Annotated in this window: 16 protein-coding genes; 7 read left to right on the top strand and 9 right to left on the bottom strand. The window is 44.6% G+C overall.

The features are described from left to right. Nucleotides 1-23: 23 nt before the first annotated feature. Nucleotides 24-2,993 carry a valine--tRNA ligase gene (locus CIK80_RS09330; protein ID WP_095569781.1) on the bottom strand — a complete coding sequence of 990 codons (2,970 nt, stop codon included), beginning with the start codon at nucleotides 2,991-2,993 and terminating at the stop codon, nucleotides 24-26. A 292-nt stretch (nucleotides 2,994-3,285) separates the two neighbouring features. Between CIK80_RS09330 and CIK80_RS09325 the strand changes: the two genes are divergently transcribed. Then, complete coding sequence (locus tag CIK80_RS09325; protein ID WP_095569780.1) at nucleotides 3,286-4,371, top strand: formate/nitrite transporter family protein; 1,086 nt, start codon at nucleotides 3,286-3,288, stop codon at nucleotides 4,369-4,371. Between the two features lie 154 nt (nucleotides 4,372-4,525). Here the strand turns inward: CIK80_RS09325 and CIK80_RS09320 are convergent, their stop codons facing one another. The 6 genes from CIK80_RS09320 to CIK80_RS09295 form a co-directional block, all read right to left on the bottom strand. Beyond that, nucleotides 4,526-5,461, bottom strand: a complete 936-nt coding sequence (locus CIK80_RS09320) for a bile acid:sodium symporter family protein (RefSeq protein WP_257011730.1) — start codon at nucleotides 5,459-5,461, stop codon at nucleotides 4,526-4,528. A 471-nt stretch (nucleotides 5,462-5,932) separates the two neighbouring features. Next, nucleotides 5,933-6,430, bottom strand: a complete 498-nt coding sequence (locus tag CIK80_RS09315) for a heavy metal-binding domain-containing protein (RefSeq protein WP_095569779.1) — start codon at nucleotides 6,428-6,430, stop codon at nucleotides 5,933-5,935. A 61-nt stretch (nucleotides 6,431-6,491) separates the two neighbouring features. Further along, nucleotides 6,492-6,926 (bottom strand): YbjQ family protein, encoded by a 435-nt coding sequence (locus CIK80_RS09310; protein WP_095569778.1) that lies wholly within the window; start codon nucleotides 6,924-6,926, stop codon nucleotides 6,492-6,494. Nucleotides 6,927-7,033: 107 nt separating this feature from the next. Further along, nucleotides 7,034-7,591 (bottom strand): YecA family protein, encoded by a 558-nt coding sequence (locus tag CIK80_RS09305; protein ID WP_087039653.1) that lies wholly within the window; start codon nucleotides 7,589-7,591, stop codon nucleotides 7,034-7,036. A gap of 280 nt (nucleotides 7,592-7,871) precedes the next feature. Next, the gene (locus CIK80_RS09300) at nucleotides 7,872-8,105 is read right to left on the bottom strand and encodes a hypothetical protein (protein ID WP_062845472.1); all 234 of its coding nucleotides are present in this window, start codon (nucleotides 8,103-8,105) and stop codon (nucleotides 7,872-7,874) included. 167 nt (nucleotides 8,106-8,272) lie between these two features. Beyond that, complete coding sequence (locus tag CIK80_RS09295) at nucleotides 8,273-9,733, bottom strand: hypothetical protein (protein ID WP_095569777.1); 1,461 nt, start codon at nucleotides 9,731-9,733, stop codon at nucleotides 8,273-8,275. 452 nt (nucleotides 9,734-10,185) lie between these two features. Between CIK80_RS09295 and serB the strand changes: the two genes are divergently transcribed. From serB to hemJ, 6 genes are all read left to right on the top strand, one after another. Next, nucleotides 10,186-11,376, top strand: a complete 1,191-nt coding sequence (gene serB, locus CIK80_RS09290; protein ID WP_095569776.1) for a phosphoserine phosphatase SerB — start codon at nucleotides 10,186-10,188, stop codon at nucleotides 11,374-11,376. A 206-nt stretch (nucleotides 11,377-11,582) separates the two neighbouring features. Beyond that, a complete protein-coding gene (locus CIK80_RS09285) occupies nucleotides 11,583-12,575 on the top strand; it encodes a DUF368 domain-containing protein (RefSeq protein WP_095569775.1) in 993 nt (330 codons plus the stop codon). Nucleotides 12,576-12,844: 269 nt separating this feature from the next. Continuing rightward, entirely contained in the window at nucleotides 12,845-13,246 is a 402-nt protein-coding gene (gene aciT / locus CIK80_RS09280; RefSeq protein ID WP_257011729.1) for an AciT family ciprofloxacin tolerance protein, read from the top strand. A 170-nt stretch (nucleotides 13,247-13,416) separates the two neighbouring features. Beyond that, nucleotides 13,417-13,923: an SCP2 sterol-binding domain-containing protein gene (locus tag CIK80_RS09275; RefSeq protein WP_062845476.1), complete on the top strand. Its 507-nt coding sequence runs from the start codon at nucleotides 13,417-13,419 to the stop codon at nucleotides 13,921-13,923. Between the two features lie 208 nt (nucleotides 13,924-14,131). Beyond that, complete coding sequence (gene bioB / locus CIK80_RS09270) at nucleotides 14,132-15,292, top strand: biotin synthase BioB (protein ID WP_095569773.1); 1,161 nt, start codon at nucleotides 14,132-14,134, stop codon at nucleotides 15,290-15,292. 95 nt (nucleotides 15,293-15,387) lie between these two features. Then, the gene (hemJ, locus tag CIK80_RS09265; RefSeq protein ID WP_062845478.1) at nucleotides 15,388-15,822 is read left to right on the top strand and encodes a protoporphyrinogen oxidase HemJ; all 435 of its coding nucleotides are present in this window, start codon (nucleotides 15,388-15,390) and stop codon (nucleotides 15,820-15,822) included. Between the two features lie 189 nt (nucleotides 15,823-16,011). Here the strand turns inward: hemJ and CIK80_RS09260 are convergent, their stop codons facing one another. Together CIK80_RS09260 and CIK80_RS09255 are read right to left on the bottom strand one after the other, a co-directional pair. Beyond that, entirely contained in the window at nucleotides 16,012-16,809 is a 798-nt protein-coding gene (locus CIK80_RS09260) for a hypothetical protein (protein ID WP_095569772.1), read from the bottom strand. A gap of 219 nt (nucleotides 16,810-17,028) precedes the next feature. Then, entirely contained in the window at nucleotides 17,029-17,535 is a 507-nt protein-coding gene (locus CIK80_RS09255; RefSeq protein WP_095569771.1) for a hypothetical protein, read from the bottom strand. Nucleotides 17,536-17,597 lie beyond the last annotated feature (62 nt).

Genomic DNA, 17,597 nt, shown 5'->3' with positions numbered 1-17,597 from the left:
TAATATAGATATCTACTTTGAAACTACAACGCTTTTAACTGCTCCATTTGCGCGGTCATCGCGGCGATCTGCCCTTCTAGCTCAGCCAGTTTTGCTTTCTCAGCATCGACGACTTCGACTGGCGCTTTACTCACAAAGCCTTCATTGCCTAGCTTACGCGCGATACCGTCAGCTTGACCTTTCAACTTATCATATGACTTGCCCAAGCGTGCCAGCTCAGCCGTTGGATCAATCAGACCTTTCATCGGTACGAGGACACGTAGCTGACCGACCATACTAGATGATGACAATGGTACATCATCGCCTTCTTTGACGATCTCTAAGCTCTCAACTTTGGCAAGCGCTTTGAACTGGTTTTTGATGCGTGACAGGCGCGCGTCTTCTTCGCTAGAGACGTTTTGTAGCAGCACTGGCAGACGTACGGCATTACCAAGCTTCATCTCACCACGGATATTACGGACGCTCGCGATCAGCTCTTGGAGCCACGCCATATCCGCTTCCGTTTGCTCACTGATTTGACTGTTATCGGTTTGTGGGTAGCTCGCAACCACGATGCTGTCGGTGTTTTTACGACCGAGTAGCGGCGCGATAGTCTGCCAGATTTGCTCAGTCAGATACGGCATGATTGGGTGCGTAAAGCGTAGCGCGGTTTCAAGCACATGCAGTAGCACATAGCGGATTTGTGCTTTACGCTCGTCCGATACCGATTCATCATTCAGGCTCGCTTTGGCAAGCTCCACGTACCAATCACAGTATTCATTCCAGATAAACTCATAGATGTCTTGGCTGACCATATCGAGACGATACTGGGCAAAATGCTGATGAATGTCTTTGATGCTAGAGTTCAGACGACTCATGATCCATTTTTCTGGTAGCTCCCACACGTCAGGATTGGCCGTTTGGTCAATTGGCTTAGCATTGCTATCACCATCGACACAGTTCATGAGTACAAAACGGCTGGCGTTCCAGATTTTATTACAGAAGTTACGATAGCCCTCGACACGCTTAAGATCAAAGTTAATATCGCGACCAGTACTGGCTAATGATGTAAAGGTAAAGCGCAATGCGTCGGTGCCGTAAGCAGGGATACCTTCTGGGAACTCTTTACGCGTTTGCTTTTCAATCTTAGCCGCGTCTTTTGGATTCATCATATTGCTGGTGCGTTTTTCGACCAGTGCTTCTAGCTCAATACCGTCAATCAAATCAATCGGATCTAAGACGTTACCCTTTGATTTTGACATTTTTTGACCATTACCATCGCGTACCAGACCATGGACATAGACAGTCTTAAACGGTACTTGCGGCGTGCCATCTTCGTTTTTCACGAAGTGCATGGTCATCATGATCATGCGGGCAACCCAAAAGAAAATAATGTCAAAACCTGTCACGAGCACGCTGGTTGGGTGAAAGGTTTTCATCACGCGTGGATCCGCGTTGACGTCTGCCCAATCAAGCGTACTGAACGTCCATAGACCTGAGCTAAACCACGTATCGAGTACATCGTCATCTTGGCGCAACTGCACATCAGCGCTTAGGTTGTATTTGCTACGTACTTCCGCTTCATCACGCGCTACATAGATTTCACCCGTCGCATCGTCATACCATGCAGGGATACGATGACCCCACCAGAGCTGACGGCTGATACACCAATCTTGTAGATCCGTCATCCACGACATGTACATGTTTTTGTATTGTGCAGGGACGAACTCAATGCTACCGTCTTCTACCGCGTCAATCGCAGGCTTAGCAAGCTTACTCACTGCCACATACCATTGATCGGTCAACCACGGCTCAACGATGGTGCCGCCACGCTCAGCACGTGGGGCTTTTAGTGCATAGTCCTCTACCTCTTCTAGCCAGCCTTGCTCGCCTGCTTGCTCAACCAAGAACTTACGCGCCGCAAAACGCTCAAGTCCTGCATAGTCACTTGGCGTGGTTTCTAGCTCTGGCTCACGCGTTTGCAAGTCAGGATAAACTTCCATCGCTGGCAAGATATTGGCGCGCTCATCAAGGATGTTAATCAGCGGCAAGTTGTGACGACGACCTAGCTCATAGTCATTAAAATCATGTGCTGGCGTAATCTTAACGCAGCCTGTACCGAAGTCTTTTTCGACATAATCGTCAGCCACGATAGGAATGACACGGTTGGTAATTGGTAAGGTGATGGTTTTACCGACCAAATGGGTATAACGCTCATCACTAGGATTGACCGCGACCGCCGTATCACCTAGCAGTGTCTCAGGACGCGTAGTAGCGACGACCAGATAGTTTTTACCATCTTGAGTCAGTAGCTCTGTGTCGGTGAAATGATAGCGGAAATGCCATAAGCTGCCTTTTTCATCATGGTTTTCTACTTCTAGATCAGACAGTGCGGTTTGGAATTTTGGATCCCAGTTCACCAAACGCTTACCGCGATAGATAAGCCCATCATCGAACAGACGAACGAACACTTCTTTAACTGCATTGGACAGACCATCATCCATGGTAAAGCGCTCACGCGACCAATCGACCGAGCTGCCCAAACGGCGAATTTGGCTGGTGATATTACCGCCTGACTCTTCTTTCCATTCCCACACTTTATCGATAAAATCTGCACGCGTCATATCACGGCGTTTAAGTCCTTGCGCCTCCAATCGACGTTCAACAACCATTTGGGTGGCAATACCCGCATGATCCGTACCTGGTTGCCACAACGTATTGTCACCATCCATGCGGTGGAAACGTGTGAGCGCATCCATGATTGCATTGTTAAAGCCATGACCCATATGCAATGAGCCTGTGACGTTTGGCGGTGGCAGCGCAATAGAAAACGACTCGTCTTTATCAAAGCTTGGTTTAAAATAACCACTTTCTTCCCAACCTTGATACATGCCTGCTTCCACTTCGCTGGGATTGTAGGCGTTTTCTAGTTGATTGAGAGCCGCTTGGATAGATTGGGTCAGATTGGTTTTCGCGTTGCTAGTAGTACTGGTATCGGTATCGGGATTGCTCATAGTAAAAAAGTCTTTTATTGATAATGGATGTGGTCAGACAATGGATGTAAAAAATAGATAATATAATGAATACTGTGATTTTAACGCAGATAGGCAGATTTTGTTAGATGCTAAGGCAATTTATCGGAGCTTAACAGCGGCATTCAACAATTAACAACCTTAATCAACTGAACGCTCACGATAATCAATCATTGCATGCGTTAAAATATAACGCTGCTATAAGGTAGAGCAACCCTATAGAATATAGCCATGTCTTTTTATTAATATCAATCTGGATAACAGCGAGCCAACCGTGTCCCAAAATACCGAGTATAACAATAACGCTCATGCCAATAAGGTCGACGGTGCGCCTATCATTAATGATGCCACTCATCCTGCGTACGAGGCAAAAGATGAACCAGAGGATGACGGCGACCATACTGCTTTGGATGATGAGCTTGAAGCGACTGAGCAGTTAGAAGATGCAGACTTCTCTGAAGACATCAGCAAGGAAGACAAAGAAACCATCAAAAAAGTCGCCAATGATGACAACGCCAGTCAAGCAAAAAGCCACGCCAGTATCTTGGTTGAGCAGTCTATGGATGCCCGAAAAACCTTTGATCGTTCGCTTGGCTCATTATTCACCAGTGCTTTTACCGCTGGGCTTGAGATTGGCATCAGCTTTTTTATGATTTTATCCGCTTTTGCCCTTCTTAGCGAAGTGCTACCAAGTCATTATGCGCTCGTCCTTGCTTCCCTACTTTATCCCATTGGTTTTATCATTGTGGTCATTGGTCAGTCATTGTTATTTACCGAACAAACCTCGCTTTTGAGCTTGCCTGTATTGAATGGTTTTGAACCTATAAGCAAACTATTGCGCCTTTGGGGCATTGTGATCGCAGGCAACGTGGTCGGTGGCTGTTTGTTTGCAGCATTAATGATTGGTTTGGGCTTGAATATGCATCTGTTTAGCGCAAGTAGTATCGATACTTATGCCGAGCATATTTTGGGATTTAGATGGTGGGTCATATTTGGCAGCGCCATCTTGGCAGGCTGGATGATGGGTGTCACAGCGTGGCTTGTGACCTCAGCGCGCGATACCCTTAGCCGGATTGTGTTAGTCACTATTATCACAGGCAGTATTGGGTTTTTGGGTTTGCATCACAGTATCGTTGGTAATATCGAGGTATTCTCTGCTTTACTATATGGCAATACGGTCAGCTTGTGGCGCTACTTAGAATTTTTGGCGGTGGTATTGGTAGGCAATACGGTCGGTGGCGTGGTGTTTGTTGCCGTACTCAAAAACCGTACGTTCCTGTTTGATATCGAAAAAGTAAAAGAGCAAACCGCTGATGACAGAGCCAATGATAGCCGACATATAAATATCCGTCGGCCTTAGTGCTTGGCAAATCATATTGAATGATAAACGCGCATAATGAGAGTCACAGCAATCAATGCACTGGTTTCCCATAAGCAATTTAACAACCTTAAACTGCTTATGGGAGTTGATTCCTCATCCATCAACGTAATGCGCTTTGCTTTATGACCTCTATCTAAGCTCTAGATGCCGCCAAAATACCGCTCTTTACTTCCGACTTCTTAAGCTTATGATACTTTGCACTAAAGATTCTGACCAAAATCCCAGCGGTCAAAAACATGATCAAGGTATAAATGGCAGGCATCAGCGACATTTTATAATTGGCCAATAGTGTCAGCGCCATAAAGATCGACAAGGTGCTGTTTTGTAAACCAACCTCTAGTGTCACTGACGCTCTTTGTGCCAAGTTCAGTCCAAACCATTTACTCGTGTAATAACCAAGCGCCATGGTAGACAAGTTCAATAATAAAGACACTGGCCCCGTGGCAAAAAACGCCTCAACGATAATGTCTCTTTGTACATAGCTCAAAAACGCCACCAAAAACGCCAAAAATGTCACGCCAAATCTAGACACATATCGCTGTGAGCTATCCGCGACCCTAGGCGCAAAGCGTTTGATCAGCATGCCCACACTGATGGGTAATATCGTCAGCAATACCAAAGTCAATACTGTCTTTAACACAGGCAATTGAAACTCGCTGCCCGCCCCCATAAAGTGAATCAATGAAAAGCTTAGAACGACAGGAATACTAAACACAGTAATGATGCTGGCAATCGCCGTCATCGTCACGGATAGTGCCACATCCCCTTTGGCAAGATAAGTAAATAAGTTTGAAGTTGTGCCGCCTGGGCAGAGTACCAGTAGCATGACGCCAACCGCATACTCAGGCTCAAGTGGCATGATGTTTGCCAAGGCAAAGCCAATGACTGGCAGCAATATCAGCTGATTGGTCAAGCCGATACCGACGGCTTTTGGGTATTTTAAGACGCGTTTAAAATCATTGGTGACGAGGGTCAACCCCATGCCCATCATGATCAAAAACAAGCAAATAGGAATGACAACGGAATTTACTAACGTGACTATCTCAAGACTTTCCATAACTACATCCATGTAGGTAAGACCCTTCTTTGGGTCAGTTTATGACAATGCCGTGATGCTCAATCAGCCAATCCTGCTGATTATTTGGGTAAAAGCCACCATCGGCATCAGCGTTTTCTTGTGATGCTCTTTGTCTGACAGTGTTTTTTGTACCGTACTATTTTGCACACTACTTACTAACACGCCCTATCATGATGATAGAACGAGAAAATTCAGTATATCGTGCTAAAAGTCTCTGTATTTACTTTATCTAACGACTCATCAGTCAAATAAGAAATAGTATCTTTGGAAAGGATAGTTTTAGGAGGAAATAAAAACATGCAGGTAAAAAGTGGCAGATACGGTCGATTTATTTTAAAAAACAGATAGTGCGATTGGGACGATTTTTTGCTACCTCTGTGTTAGCAGCACGCAAGAAAAAGTGATAGCAGTCGCACATAGCACCTGCTGTATCGATGTTATGTTGAACTGGCTATAGCAAGTTTATATAGAGGGTTTAGCAGCAATTGTATTGTTACTGTCGATACTGATGACCGCCGTACCATAGGCAATGGCTTCTACCATGCTACCCAATTGATTGATGTTAGTCACTTCCATCCGTAAGCCATAGATATGGTTATAGCCTTTGGCATTGGCTTCGGTACGCATACGTACAATGGCTTCACGGCGTGCACGATCCAATAATGTCTCGTAAGTGGTCAAGTTTTTGCCAAATAGACTTAACACACGCGCGATGATCATTTTGAAGTAATCTTGAGCAATGACAACGCTACCCAGTACCAACTCGCCCTCGCTACCAGCCGCCAGTTTGGGGCAATAAAAGCGCTCGCTTGAGACAATAATATGACCCAACTCTTGCTCCGACACGCGCAGCTGCGCTAAATGCTGACGCTCATGACGCGACCCAAAAAACCACCCAGCCGCGAATAATAAAATAAACGGCGCGTAGTTAATGAGAAATTGAGTGAGAGAGTTATTCATGACACGTCTCTTAATATAAAAAACATCAATGCTTCGACAGAATGCTTTGAGCGTTGGCTAATCAACCAAAAGGATTGAAACGTGGCAAATCATCTGTCGGTACAGGTGCAGGGTTTTGGGCTGGCATAGATTGCCCGTAAGCATCATTTAGCGGCTGAGTGGCTTGTTGCGGCATGGGAATGGCTTTGACTGCAGTGCCATAAACGAATAGCTCAGAGGCGCCCTGTGCAATACTAGACGTCGAAAAACGCAAGCCTACAACTGCGTCAGCACCCAAGGCTTCGGCTTTGACCACCATCCGATCTATCGCCTCTTGACGAGACTCTTCTAGCAACTCGGTATAAGCGGTTAATTCACCACCAACGATATTTTTTAACCCAGCAAACAAGTCTTTGCCGACATGCTTTGAGCGTACCGTACTGCCGTACACCACATCTAGGCGCTCGGTGATTTGGTAATTGGGTAAGTGCTCAAGATTGGAGAGTTGCACAGTCATAGGACGACCTTATCGGTGACTTAATAGGATGAATCAAAAAACGCTAAGCAGTACTGATAATAAGTGATATTCAACCGTACTGCTTATGGCTATTTTTAATAATACGCTTAATCGTTGGTATGGAACAACAAGAACAACTCAGTCAAATTGCCTTCAATGCTATTGGCCATTTGTACCAGCTTATCCTCATCGCGGCGCATCTCCGCAAGCTCTGGATCTTCGTCATCGATACCGCTTAACACGATCATCGGCAAGGTCAATACCGCCACATCTTCTGCTGTCTCTTCATCTTCAAACCAGTCGCTTGCTTCATCAGCATACATGGCATCTACAAAGCCAATCGACCAAGCAACGATGTCCGACTCATCTGAAAAATCAACGGCCACTTCTTCATTACCAGCGTCTTCTCCAAACGGTAACTCAATGGGTGTCTCGTTTTTTAACTCAGCCATGATAGCATCGCGCCAGCGCTTGATACCGTCAATGACGTTTTCAGGCACTTCACTGGTGTGGCCTTCAAACAACGCATCAATCCAATTTGGTAATGGACGACCTATCACCGTCGCTGTCAAAAAACCATGCGCGGCAACGCTATCGAGCACAAACTGGCTCTCTTGATTGTCCAAATAGTCTAGTAATTCATCGAAACTTAGTGGGTTACTCATGATGTCATGATCCTTAAGAGAGGGGTTGCGTCAATTGCAATGGCTGATGGAATAAGCGCAGGATAGCGAATAATCTGAAGACAAAGGTTGTCTGGATAAGTCGCCAAACAACCATAATAAAATTAAAAGCTTTATAAAAACGAGGTATTAAGCACCGAAAAAAACTACAAACAAGATACCATCAGCTTAACACAGCCGAATCCATAATCTCGATTAAAAGGCTTTAGTCGGCTTAAATGACGCTATTTTTTGACTCTAGGTCGTCATTTAAGCCTAAAAACTAAAGATCATCATCCCAGTCATCGCCATCTTCGTCGAAGTTGTCGATATCATCTAGATCATCTTTGAGTTCTTTGGCCAGACGCTTCTCTTCTAACAAATTGTCGATTAGTCGACGCTTTTCAAGACTGCTTAGGCGTGTACGTACACTCGTCTCGGCCTCTTCCACCATCTTTGCATCATCATCGTCGACAAAATCATCATCAAAATCGTCGTCAATATCTGTGTCACTCATGACAAGCTCCTATCGTTTTTAGCAAGGGTATTAAAAACATATCAATATATATATGCCTTATAAAGTCTCTATTGAATGTTGTCAATCCTTTTTATCATGATGACAGATTTAATAGCCGATACTAAGATAACGGTAAAATAAACAATTGTATATAAATATAATAACAATTACGTCGATGATTCGCTGTCATTTTCGATCATCAGTACCGCATTACGAACATCGGCTAGTCGCTGTATCATGGCATCATTACCACCATCGAAAATCGCACACTCGCGCTCATAGACCGTTGTCGGGCGCATGATGCTATGCACTTGAACATGGTGATTGATTTGTTTGATACCAGCGTTTGGCAACAAAATCAACATTTGCTCTTTGCGACCAACGCTGTGTAACAACTGTGTCATTGCCTCTGACTGAGCATCGTCGCTCACCCCTGCTTTTGCAGGTAAAGCAAACCGTGATAGCTCAATATGCTTATCGTGGATGATTTTATTGAGCATTAGGTAGAGCTTACCAAGCATCACGCCTGCCAGTGCTACTTTTGCATGACTGTTATCTGCTTTTAACAACACACTAGCGCCTTTGTCTTCAAACCGTGGCTCATTTATTAGGCTAACACCCAGCAATAAGGGTTGTTTGAGCAATTCAGTTATCGCTTGGTTCAATAGCTGCGTACATAATGCTAAATAAGGCAAGCGTTGAGACGGTGCCAAACGCTCGAGCATATTGAACTCATCGTGAAAGACCAGCTGCACACGCACACTGTCGAACGCTCGTGTGGCAGACAGCCTAGAAGCACCACCAAATTTAGTTGACGTATGACTGGTGCTACCGGTGTCGCTCTGTGCATCATCACTCGCTTCCGTTGACTCACCCATTTTACTTGCGGCCATATCAACCGTTTCGCTTGCAGTGCCTTGGCTCTGCTGCTTTCTCAAGTATTGATTGACCTCATTATGGATGTCACGTTTTTTTACGGTGGTGGTCTCGCTACCCGTCACCGTTTCATCTGAGCGCTCGGTGCCCATGTTTTCTCTATCCGCTGAACGACGTTCAAAATTGCGATCATAGTTCCTCGGATCCATTTGCATATATTGCTCACGATGCAGATTTTGGATTTCGCGGCTAAGGGCATTGATTTGTTCTTTGGTTGGGCGCGCAAGATAGCCATAAATCACCCAAAGTAATAAATGCAGTAGCATAGTCCCAATGACAAACGGCCATTGCATGGCGATAATTTCGCCTTTACTCACATCTTTCAAAGTCAAGGCAACGCTGCCAATGACCGCCTCCCCTTTGGTTGCAATTTGACGAATGGTATCGCCTTGCTGCATGGGCGCATTGCCCACGGGTACTAAAATCTCATCTTTATTGTCTTTAATCAGTATCCGTGTGACATCTTGCTCGCTGGTATAGCGATTGGCAATAACGCTGAGGCTGACACGGTCTTTATTTTCTAAAGACAACCTCGCTTCATCAATCAGCTGGGCGACCATCTGCTCGCCTTTTAACGCACGACTATTGCTCAGCTGTTGGTCAGTACTAATGACCAATAACAGAGTCTGCAAACAAAAACTAACCAGAAGAATTATGGCAAACAACCCTTGCCGCGGCGCTAAATACGTCATGATATGGTAAACTTTTTTGGATAAAAGAAATTAAAAAACAAGGCTATCGCTCATTTTTTGGCTAATTTAAAAAAATGGTACTGCGTGTGTCTTTATCACTCGTTACTTAAATCAAGTAACACTCTTCAAACCTGCTAAGACATCATTACTGAAAACCACTGTTTTAGGCATCCATACTTCGCGTAAACTGATGCCATTTTGGCTCGTTCACACGGGTCACAAGAGCCATCACACACTCAGCGAATATTCGCTACTATATCACCATAATAAGTCTTATAGCGTTAGCGGCTTGAGAAATTTATTACAACATGAGCCTGTTACTTCTTCTACTTTTTGAGTGACAATAGTCGTTTTTAGGACACTATGATACTTTGCGTGCCCTCTATAGGCGCTGCTTAGTAAAACTGGTATTATTCCTAATCTTATATGAGCATACAAGGGACAATTGAGGCATGCCAAACAATACATCTTATTCGTTACCAAAAGACAGCAAAGCATGGCAACAAGCCGTCGATTCTGTTGCGTCGTTATTACCGAACGATACCAATTTGCAAGATTTTGATGCGCTACAGTCTCTCCCCGTGTTTGCCCTTATTGTTGTGTTACCTGCCAGAGTATCAACACTTGATATTCATCAATATGTACAGTCATGGGTCGATGAGCAGCCAAACTGGCATCTGGTGACAGTTGCAGAAGATGCAGATGCAAGTTTTGTCAATATCACCGTGTCTGATACCGAACCGATGGCAGGAAATGCTCAGCGTCTGCCCTTTACACAATCACAAGTTTTTCGCTATCTGTTAGTACCAGTAACCGACACGCTAATGCATCCTGGCAAAAAAACCGCCGCCGCTCATATTATTGACGATCAGCTGACAACACGCTTGCGCCGCGATTTAACCGAATCGTACAAGAATACTTATCGTACAAACAGTGCCGACTCATTAGACGTCGTCGATTGCCATATCTTATCTGTCGGTCACATGCTACGCACCCATAAGCTTGCTTGCTTTGATATGGATTCAACCTTAATTGAGCAAGAAGTCATCGTCGAGCTTGCAAAAGCGGCTGGCGTAGGTGAGAAGGTTGAGGCCATTACTGAGGCGGCAATGCGCGGTGAAATCGACTTTAATGAATCCTTCGCGCAGCGAGTGGCACTGTTAAAAGGTCTGTCAACGGATGTGCTTGATGAGATATGTGGGCGCTTGACGCTATCAACTGGCGCTCGTACCACAATCAACGCGCTAAAAGCACTGGGCTATCATACGGTGCTGGTATCAGGTGGCTTTACGTATTTTGCTCGTTATATCGCGGAACAACTTGGCATTGATGAGGTACACGCCAACACCTTAGATATCGAAGATGGGGAAGTCACTGGACATGTGCAGTTGCCTATCGTCAATGGTGCCAAAAAAGCCGCTATTGTCGAACATACGGCTGAGCGATTGGGGATTGAGATGTCACAAGTGGTCTGCATTGGCGACGGTGCCAATGATTTACCAATGATGGCTATCGCAGATTTGGGCGTGGCTTATCGCGCCAAGCCTATTGTTCAAGCGCGCGCGGACGCCGCTATTAATGCGACAGGACTTGAAGGCACGCTTTATGCTCTCGGTTATCCTGCATTTGCTCCTACTAAATAATCGTTCCATACTCAAGTTCATACTATGAGCCAGATTAACGAACCTTTAAGTCAGATTAATGGCGGCATCGTTGATCTGGCTTTTATGCGACACAACATTACGACACACTCATCAGATTTAATACGGCCATCTACTGCATTGCTGTTTTAGCATGACTGTTGGCATTCATTTTCAGCGCTTATCGTTAAATAATAAAGGATTTGTCCATGACGGCACCACAATCACCGCGACCGAACGAGTCGTCAACGCCGCAATTACCGGATGAAAATACCCGTCTTATTACTGACAGCCCAAAGCAATTATTGGGCATCTATATTAGAGGTATGGCTATGGGCGCGGCAGATATCGTACCTGGCGTCTCTGGTGGTACGATTGCCCTGATTGCTGGCATTTATGAGCGATTGATCAACGCTCTCAGTAGTATTGGACCCAATCTTTGGCAGATATTTCGGCAGCAGGGCGGTATCAAAGGATTGTTTGCTGTATGGCGCGCGGTGGACGCTACCTTTTTGCTTTTCTTAGTATTAGGAATTGCCACAAGCTTTGCTACGTTAGCTGCCATGATCAAGTATTTATTGGATTATCAGCCACTACTCATTTGGTCATTCTTTTTTGGCTTGGTCGTAGCAACTGTTCTTATCTTACTAACTGAGATAAAACGTTGGAATATAGGGCGGGTGGTACTATTTTTTGTTGGTCTTATCGCCGCAGTCATGATCAGTAGCTTACCTTTACTCACCGCAACGCCAAGCTTGCCTTATCTGTTTTTTGCAGGAGCAATCGCTATTTGCGCCATGATACTACCAGGCATATCGGGCTCTTTTATTCTATTATTGCTTGGTGCTTATGACACGGCTTTAGAAGCGGTACACACCCTGAATTTTACTATTATTTTTACGGTTATTGCTGGTATGGCAACGGGGCTTTTATTGTTTACTCGTGCGCTCAAATGGTTGTTATCCCGCTACTATCAAGCGACCTTAGCGTTGCTCACAGGATTCATCGCGGGCTCTTTAGTGAAAGTATGGCCTTGGAAAGTCGATGCGCTGGGCACGCTCAACAGCACCGCCGTCACCAATGTTATGCCGTGGCAATACCCTACTGGTGCACAGTGGTTGACCACCTTGGGGCTTATGCTATTGGGCGCGGTTTTAGTATCGCTATTATCTTGGTGGGGCCATCGTAGCAATCGCGTATAAATGCGGACTGAGTCAAAACTCATCCCAAGTTAACCTTTAATCGCTCTCTTTGATCGCTACTGCAAACACCATTGAAACACTTTTTTATCATAAAAACTAAACGCGCATTTTATGGCGTTTAGTTTCAAATCTGTGATAAATAACACCCAAAACTCATCAAAAAATCAAACGTCAACGGTTGTCGCAAAGTCGCCTCTACCCTCTTTAGCTTTGTTCAACAAACTTTCATAATGATGACATTGAAATTCACCTTATGAATAGCGAGATGAATGATGTTATTAACTGTCTTTTCTTTTATTGGTATCGCTACTTTGAGTGGCACTGCATTGCTCGGTTATGGCGGACTAATCGGCTTAATCGTGGCGCTTGCTTTGTCCTCTCAGCGCTGGCTACTATGGTACCTATTCGGTGGTATGGCTTATTGGTTGAGTGTGGAAGTGCTCCAGAGCTTACTCGCCGCTCGCCCTATGCTGTCGGAGCTGTCGGAATGGCACAGCTACGTAATTGCGATGGGTATCAGCTGGCTGCCTTTGGTCGGCTGGGTATTGTACCGAGCAATACGTTACGAAGATGTGAGTCGCACTGTACAGCAGCAGCGTGCTTTGGAAGCAGCCCGTTATAAAGAGCATACGCCTGTCTATGATGACGACTATCAACCGCGTTTTCACTAAGGATGTCACCAGTATATTGGCATCATTGAATGTTACAAGATACTTAACGCTCTCTACGTAACTCCTAAAGAATTGCCACCTGTCCATCGTTTATAATCTATTTATATATTTGTCAATAAAACTGGTATAAAGTACGCACTATTTGCGTCTCATTCTTTAGGAGTTTATTTATGTTTACTGTGCCTGTATTAAATATTAAGTCTGATCCGTTAGATGTATTATTAGCGGTCGTGGGTTATCGTTTGTCAATGCTTGCTGATAGTGACAATGAAGACATCAAAGCGCTATTTGCTGACCGTAAAGTAACTATCGAAATCGCAAGCGACGAGTCTGATATTGCTCGTTATTTTAGATTTGATGATGGTCAATTTAGCCAACATAGCGGCCATGCCGAAAAAGCAGATTTGACGATCAATTTTAAAGACTCTATGACTGGCGTTAAGCTGTTGACCAAAGGCGATCTACCCTCGTTTATGACAGCGGTCCAAGAAGGCAACCTAAGCATTGAGGGTGATTACAGCCTAATGATGTGGTTTAACAAGCTGGCCAAACATATCGTGCCACCTATCCCAGAAGAATATAAACCCTATCTCCAAAAAGCCAAGCCGTATGCTTATAAAGCACAAAATTTTGCCAATCATTGGATCGGTGTGGCAAAGCATAAAATGGGCAAATAACCCGCAAGTTATTGACTGAATAGCCACATTTAAATAGTTGCTACTCATGTTTATAATTGTGTCGATTATAAATCTTATTTGGTAGTGGTCTGTTTTTCTAAAAAGGTTGCGTTATACTATAGCGCAACCTTTTTTATGACCTTAAAAACGATAAGCGTATCAGCAATTATCTGATACACCTTAATAGTATGATAAAAGGACTTATACCATGGCAGGATTACTTAGCATCTCAGAACCTAATGCCGGTAGCCCCACTGATATGAATAATCAAAACGACACCAATAATGACTTCTTGGCAAGCCTAGTGAATGATGCCACTCAGGCAACAAAAGATGTCACTGAACAATACACTCGTGAAGACATTGAGCAACTGTTCGATTTGCCTTTGATGGATTTATTGCTACGAGCACAAACGATTCATCGAGAAAACTTTAACCCCAATGAAGTACAGATCAGCACTTTATTGTCTATCAAGACGGGTAACTGCCCTGAAGATTGCGGCTATTGCTCACAGTCCGGTCATCATCGCGATACGACCAAATTACAAGCAGAAAAACGCTTGGAGATTGATAAAGTCATTGCCGCAGCCAAACGTGCCAAAGCCACTGGTTCGTCGCGGTTTTGTATGGGTGCTGCTTGGAAACACCCTAGCGCCAAAGACATGCCTTATGTGGTTGAGCTGGTGAAAGAAGTAAAAGCGTTGGGACTAGAGACTTGTATGACTCTTGGTATGCTAGATACCGACCAAGCCACTCAATTGGCTGATGCAGGACTGGATTATTACAATCACAATCTCGATACGTCACGACGTTATTATGAGCAAGTGGTCAGTACGCGCAGTTATGATGAGCGCTTGGACACGCTTGCCAACGTGCGTAACTCAGGCATCAATGTTTGTAGTGGTAATATCGTGGGCATGGGCGAAAGTCGTGATGACCGCATTGATTGGGTACATGAGCTACTCAAAATGCCTAAAGCACCCGAATCTATCCCTGTCAATTTGTTGGTGCCGATTGCTGGCACACCAATTGGTGATAAAGTCTTGGCAGAAGGACAGCTATCAGTACTTGAATGGATACGTACGATTGCTGTGGCTCGTATTTGCTGTCCAACCAGCTATGTACGTTTGTCTGCTGGACGCGAAAGTCTGTCTGATTCTGAGCAAGCCCTAGCCTTTATGGCAGGTGCCAATTCGTTCTTTTATGGTGATAAACTCCTGACCACAGGCAATGCCAGTCAGTCAGGCGATGATAGATTGATGCGAGAGCTGGGTTTGACCAAACAGTTTGCCGCGCCGCGCGCCCCAAAGCAAGTGCCTGTTTTGGACGCCATGAGTGGTCATCAATCAAGGGTCGTATTGGCTGAGTAGTCGTGTCTAACGCTACCATTAGTAGACAATCTGCGCTAAGCTTGCTCGCATGATTTACTGCCCAACTAAGCTTAGGTGTATATAAGAGAGACATCATGCCAGATTATTTTAATTGGATCAAAGCCGCGCACATTATCTCTATGGTTTGCTGGTTTGCTGCCATATTTTATTTGCCGCGCCTGTTTGTGTACCATGCGATGAGTGATGATAGCATCAGCCAAGAGCGCTTTGTTATTATGGAGCGCAAGTTGTATCGCGGTATCATGACACCATCGATGATCGCCACATGGGTCTTTGGTCTGTGGATGTTAGGAATGGGCTGGGAGGTTTACAAAACCCAAGGCTGGCTACATGTCAAGCTGCTATTAGTCATACTGTTGTCCGGCTATCATGGGGCGTGTGGTTTTTACCGCAAAAAACTGATAGACAATCCGCATTATAAAACCCATAAGTTTTGGCGCTGGTTTAATGAAGTGCCTGTGTTTGCGTTAGTCATTATTGTGATTTTGGTGGTGGTAAAACCTTTTTAAGCGCTGTATTAGAAAGCATCGAGTGAAACTGATACGTAAGTAGTAAGTAAAGTAGCCACACCATTTGACAAAAAAGCGTCCAGCACATAGAAGTGGTGGACGCTTTTTTATTTGTCATTTTTTCTCGTTAACTAAGTGAGTTTGGCAACGCTCTCATACCATCAGACACTCAAATATTTAGCCTTTGCACTACACGCTAGGACGCATGATTTGATAGACGTTGCTCAAATCATATACACGATAGCGTGCAGGTTCGCGGCGGTTTTCGCCCGCATAGCTAAGTATCAAGGCTTGTTTGGATGCTTCATCAACCCAGCCCACGAACAGCCCGCTGTGCTCGACACGGTTATAACCGTGGTTGATATAATAGAGCCAATCACCTACTTCAATTTCATCACTACGAGCATAAGGGCCCTGACTATAGGTGCCTTTATGAATGGTATCGCGGCTCACGCCTGCGCGATTAAATACCGCATTAAGATAGTCCCAACAGCCGCCCTTAATAATCGTACGCTCATTGAGCGCCATTTTGCGAGCCATACTGACCACTTCACGCGCTGCCAAACTGCTTTGCGTCTCTGCGCTACTTAATAACGGTAAATACTCATTATCAACATTATCGTAGTTACCAGACAAAAAAGCAGGCAGCACTACTGGTGCTTGATTTTGTACGCTAGGATAACGATAGGCTGGTTGCTGAGTGCCGTAACTGGGTCTATTGATAGCATGGGCAGTTGAATATCTGGTACTGATAATAGGCTGGGTGGCAGTATTGCTACGGTAGGTGCCAGCGCGCTGAATGGTAGAGCGAGTACTGACTTTGGCAGAAGGGACTACAGAGTATGATGGAGATGAATAATTAGATTGAACAGACTTTTGGGCGATGAGTGCACTCATGCTATCTGCATAAGCTGAACCGATTGAACCAAAAGTAAATAATAACAAACTGCACGACGCTGTAACCAACGAAATGGGCAAACGCGACATGGCTAACTCCTTGCCAATAAAATATAAGTAATAGCATGAATGATGATTAGACTTTTCAAGCTTACTTATAAACTATTTGGATAGGAATCTGCAAGTACTATTCAAGTTTTAGAATAGATAAAAGGTATAAAAACCCAGACTAATGGTTTAAAGAGGAGGATATATATGAGAATACAGATAGGATAAAACAGTCTTGACTCAGTGATAAAGACAGATCATTCACTCAGTATCATATGAATCACTATTCATTTTGATATTGACATGACGCTTGGTCAGCGCTTGACCTTGCAAGATAGCTTTGGTCGCTGTTGCCTCTTGAAGACTATCAAAACCACTAATATAATACTTTTGCTTATCTTTATCATCGACAATCTGTAATTGCTCGCCAATAAGCATAATTTTATCACCATCAGTCAACTGGATATGCTCACGCTTGCCTTGATTGTCATGCACCAGCTCACCAGCTCGCACCCACAAGACACCATTTGCAATCACACCTGCCATGGCTTTTTTGCGTTGTTGACGTTGTCGATTAAAAATAAAACTGCCAACGATAAGTAAGGCCAATGCACCGATAGCGAGGCGCTCTGATAATAAACTCATGGCCAAAGCCACCGCTACTGCGCCTACCAGCAACGCTGACCCGAACCAAAACATACCATTATCAGCCGCTTGCGACTGACTTTGCAACGTGATTTTAGCGCCATCATCGGTCAGCTTGAGCATGCATTATTACCTATCGTCAGATATTTATGAGTAAAAAGCCAAGTATCTATAAGTAGTTTATG

Origin of the sequence: Psychrobacter sp. JB193 (genome assembly GCF_002285555.1) — a bacterium.
In the GTDB taxonomy this organism is placed as follows: domain Bacteria; phylum Pseudomonadota; class Gammaproteobacteria; order Pseudomonadales; family Moraxellaceae; genus Psychrobacter; species Psychrobacter alimentarius.
Note: the sequence above shows the minus strand (reverse complement) of the source record. Positions and strands in the feature narration are given on the sequence as shown.

Excerpts from the sequence above, each read along its gene's own strand:
- aciT (WP_257011729.1), top strand. The coding sequence starts at position 12,845 with ATGATGTTATTAACTGTCTTTTCTTTTATTGGTATCGCTACTTTGAGT.
- CIK80_RS09330 (WP_095569781.1), bottom strand. The coding sequence starts at position 2,993 with ATGAGCAATCCCGATACCGATACCAGTACTACTAGCAACGCGAAAACC.
- CIK80_RS09305 (WP_087039653.1), bottom strand. The coding sequence starts at position 7,591 with ATGAGTAACCCACTAAGTTTCGATGAATTACTAGACTATTTGGACAAT.
- CIK80_RS09260 (WP_095569772.1), bottom strand. The coding sequence starts at position 16,809 with ATGTCGCGTTTGCCCATTTCGTTGGTTACAGCGTCGTGCAGTTTGTTA.
- hemJ (WP_062845478.1), top strand. The coding sequence starts at position 15,388 with ATGCCAGATTATTTTAATTGGATCAAAGCCGCGCACATTATCTCTATG.
- CIK80_RS09320 (WP_257011730.1), bottom strand. The coding sequence starts at position 5,461 with ATGGATGTAGTTATGGAAAGTCTTGAGATAGTCACGTTAGTAAATTCC.
- CIK80_RS09255 (WP_095569771.1), bottom strand. The coding sequence starts at position 17,535 with ATGCTCAAGCTGACCGATGATGGCGCTAAAATCACGTTGCAAAGTCAG.
- CIK80_RS09275 (WP_062845476.1), top strand. The coding sequence starts at position 13,417 with ATGTTTACTGTGCCTGTATTAAATATTAAGTCTGATCCGTTAGATGTA.
- serB (WP_095569776.1), top strand. The coding sequence starts at position 10,186 with ATGCCAAACAATACATCTTATTCGTTACCAAAAGACAGCAAAGCATGG.
- CIK80_RS09285 (WP_095569775.1), top strand. The coding sequence starts at position 11,583 with ATGACGGCACCACAATCACCGCGACCGAACGAGTCGTCAACGCCGCAA.
- CIK80_RS09315 (WP_095569779.1), bottom strand. The coding sequence starts at position 6,430 with ATGAATAACTCTCTCACTCAATTTCTCATTAACTACGCGCCGTTTATT.
- CIK80_RS09300 (WP_062845472.1), bottom strand. The coding sequence starts at position 8,105 with ATGAGTGACACAGATATTGACGACGATTTTGATGATGATTTTGTCGAC.
- bioB (WP_095569773.1), top strand. The coding sequence starts at position 14,132 with ATGGCAGGATTACTTAGCATCTCAGAACCTAATGCCGGTAGCCCCACT.
- CIK80_RS09295 (WP_095569777.1), bottom strand. The coding sequence starts at position 9,733 with ATGACGTATTTAGCGCCGCGGCAAGGGTTGTTTGCCATAATTCTTCTG.
- CIK80_RS09310 (WP_095569778.1), bottom strand. The coding sequence starts at position 6,926 with ATGACTGTGCAACTCTCCAATCTTGAGCACTTACCCAATTACCAAATC.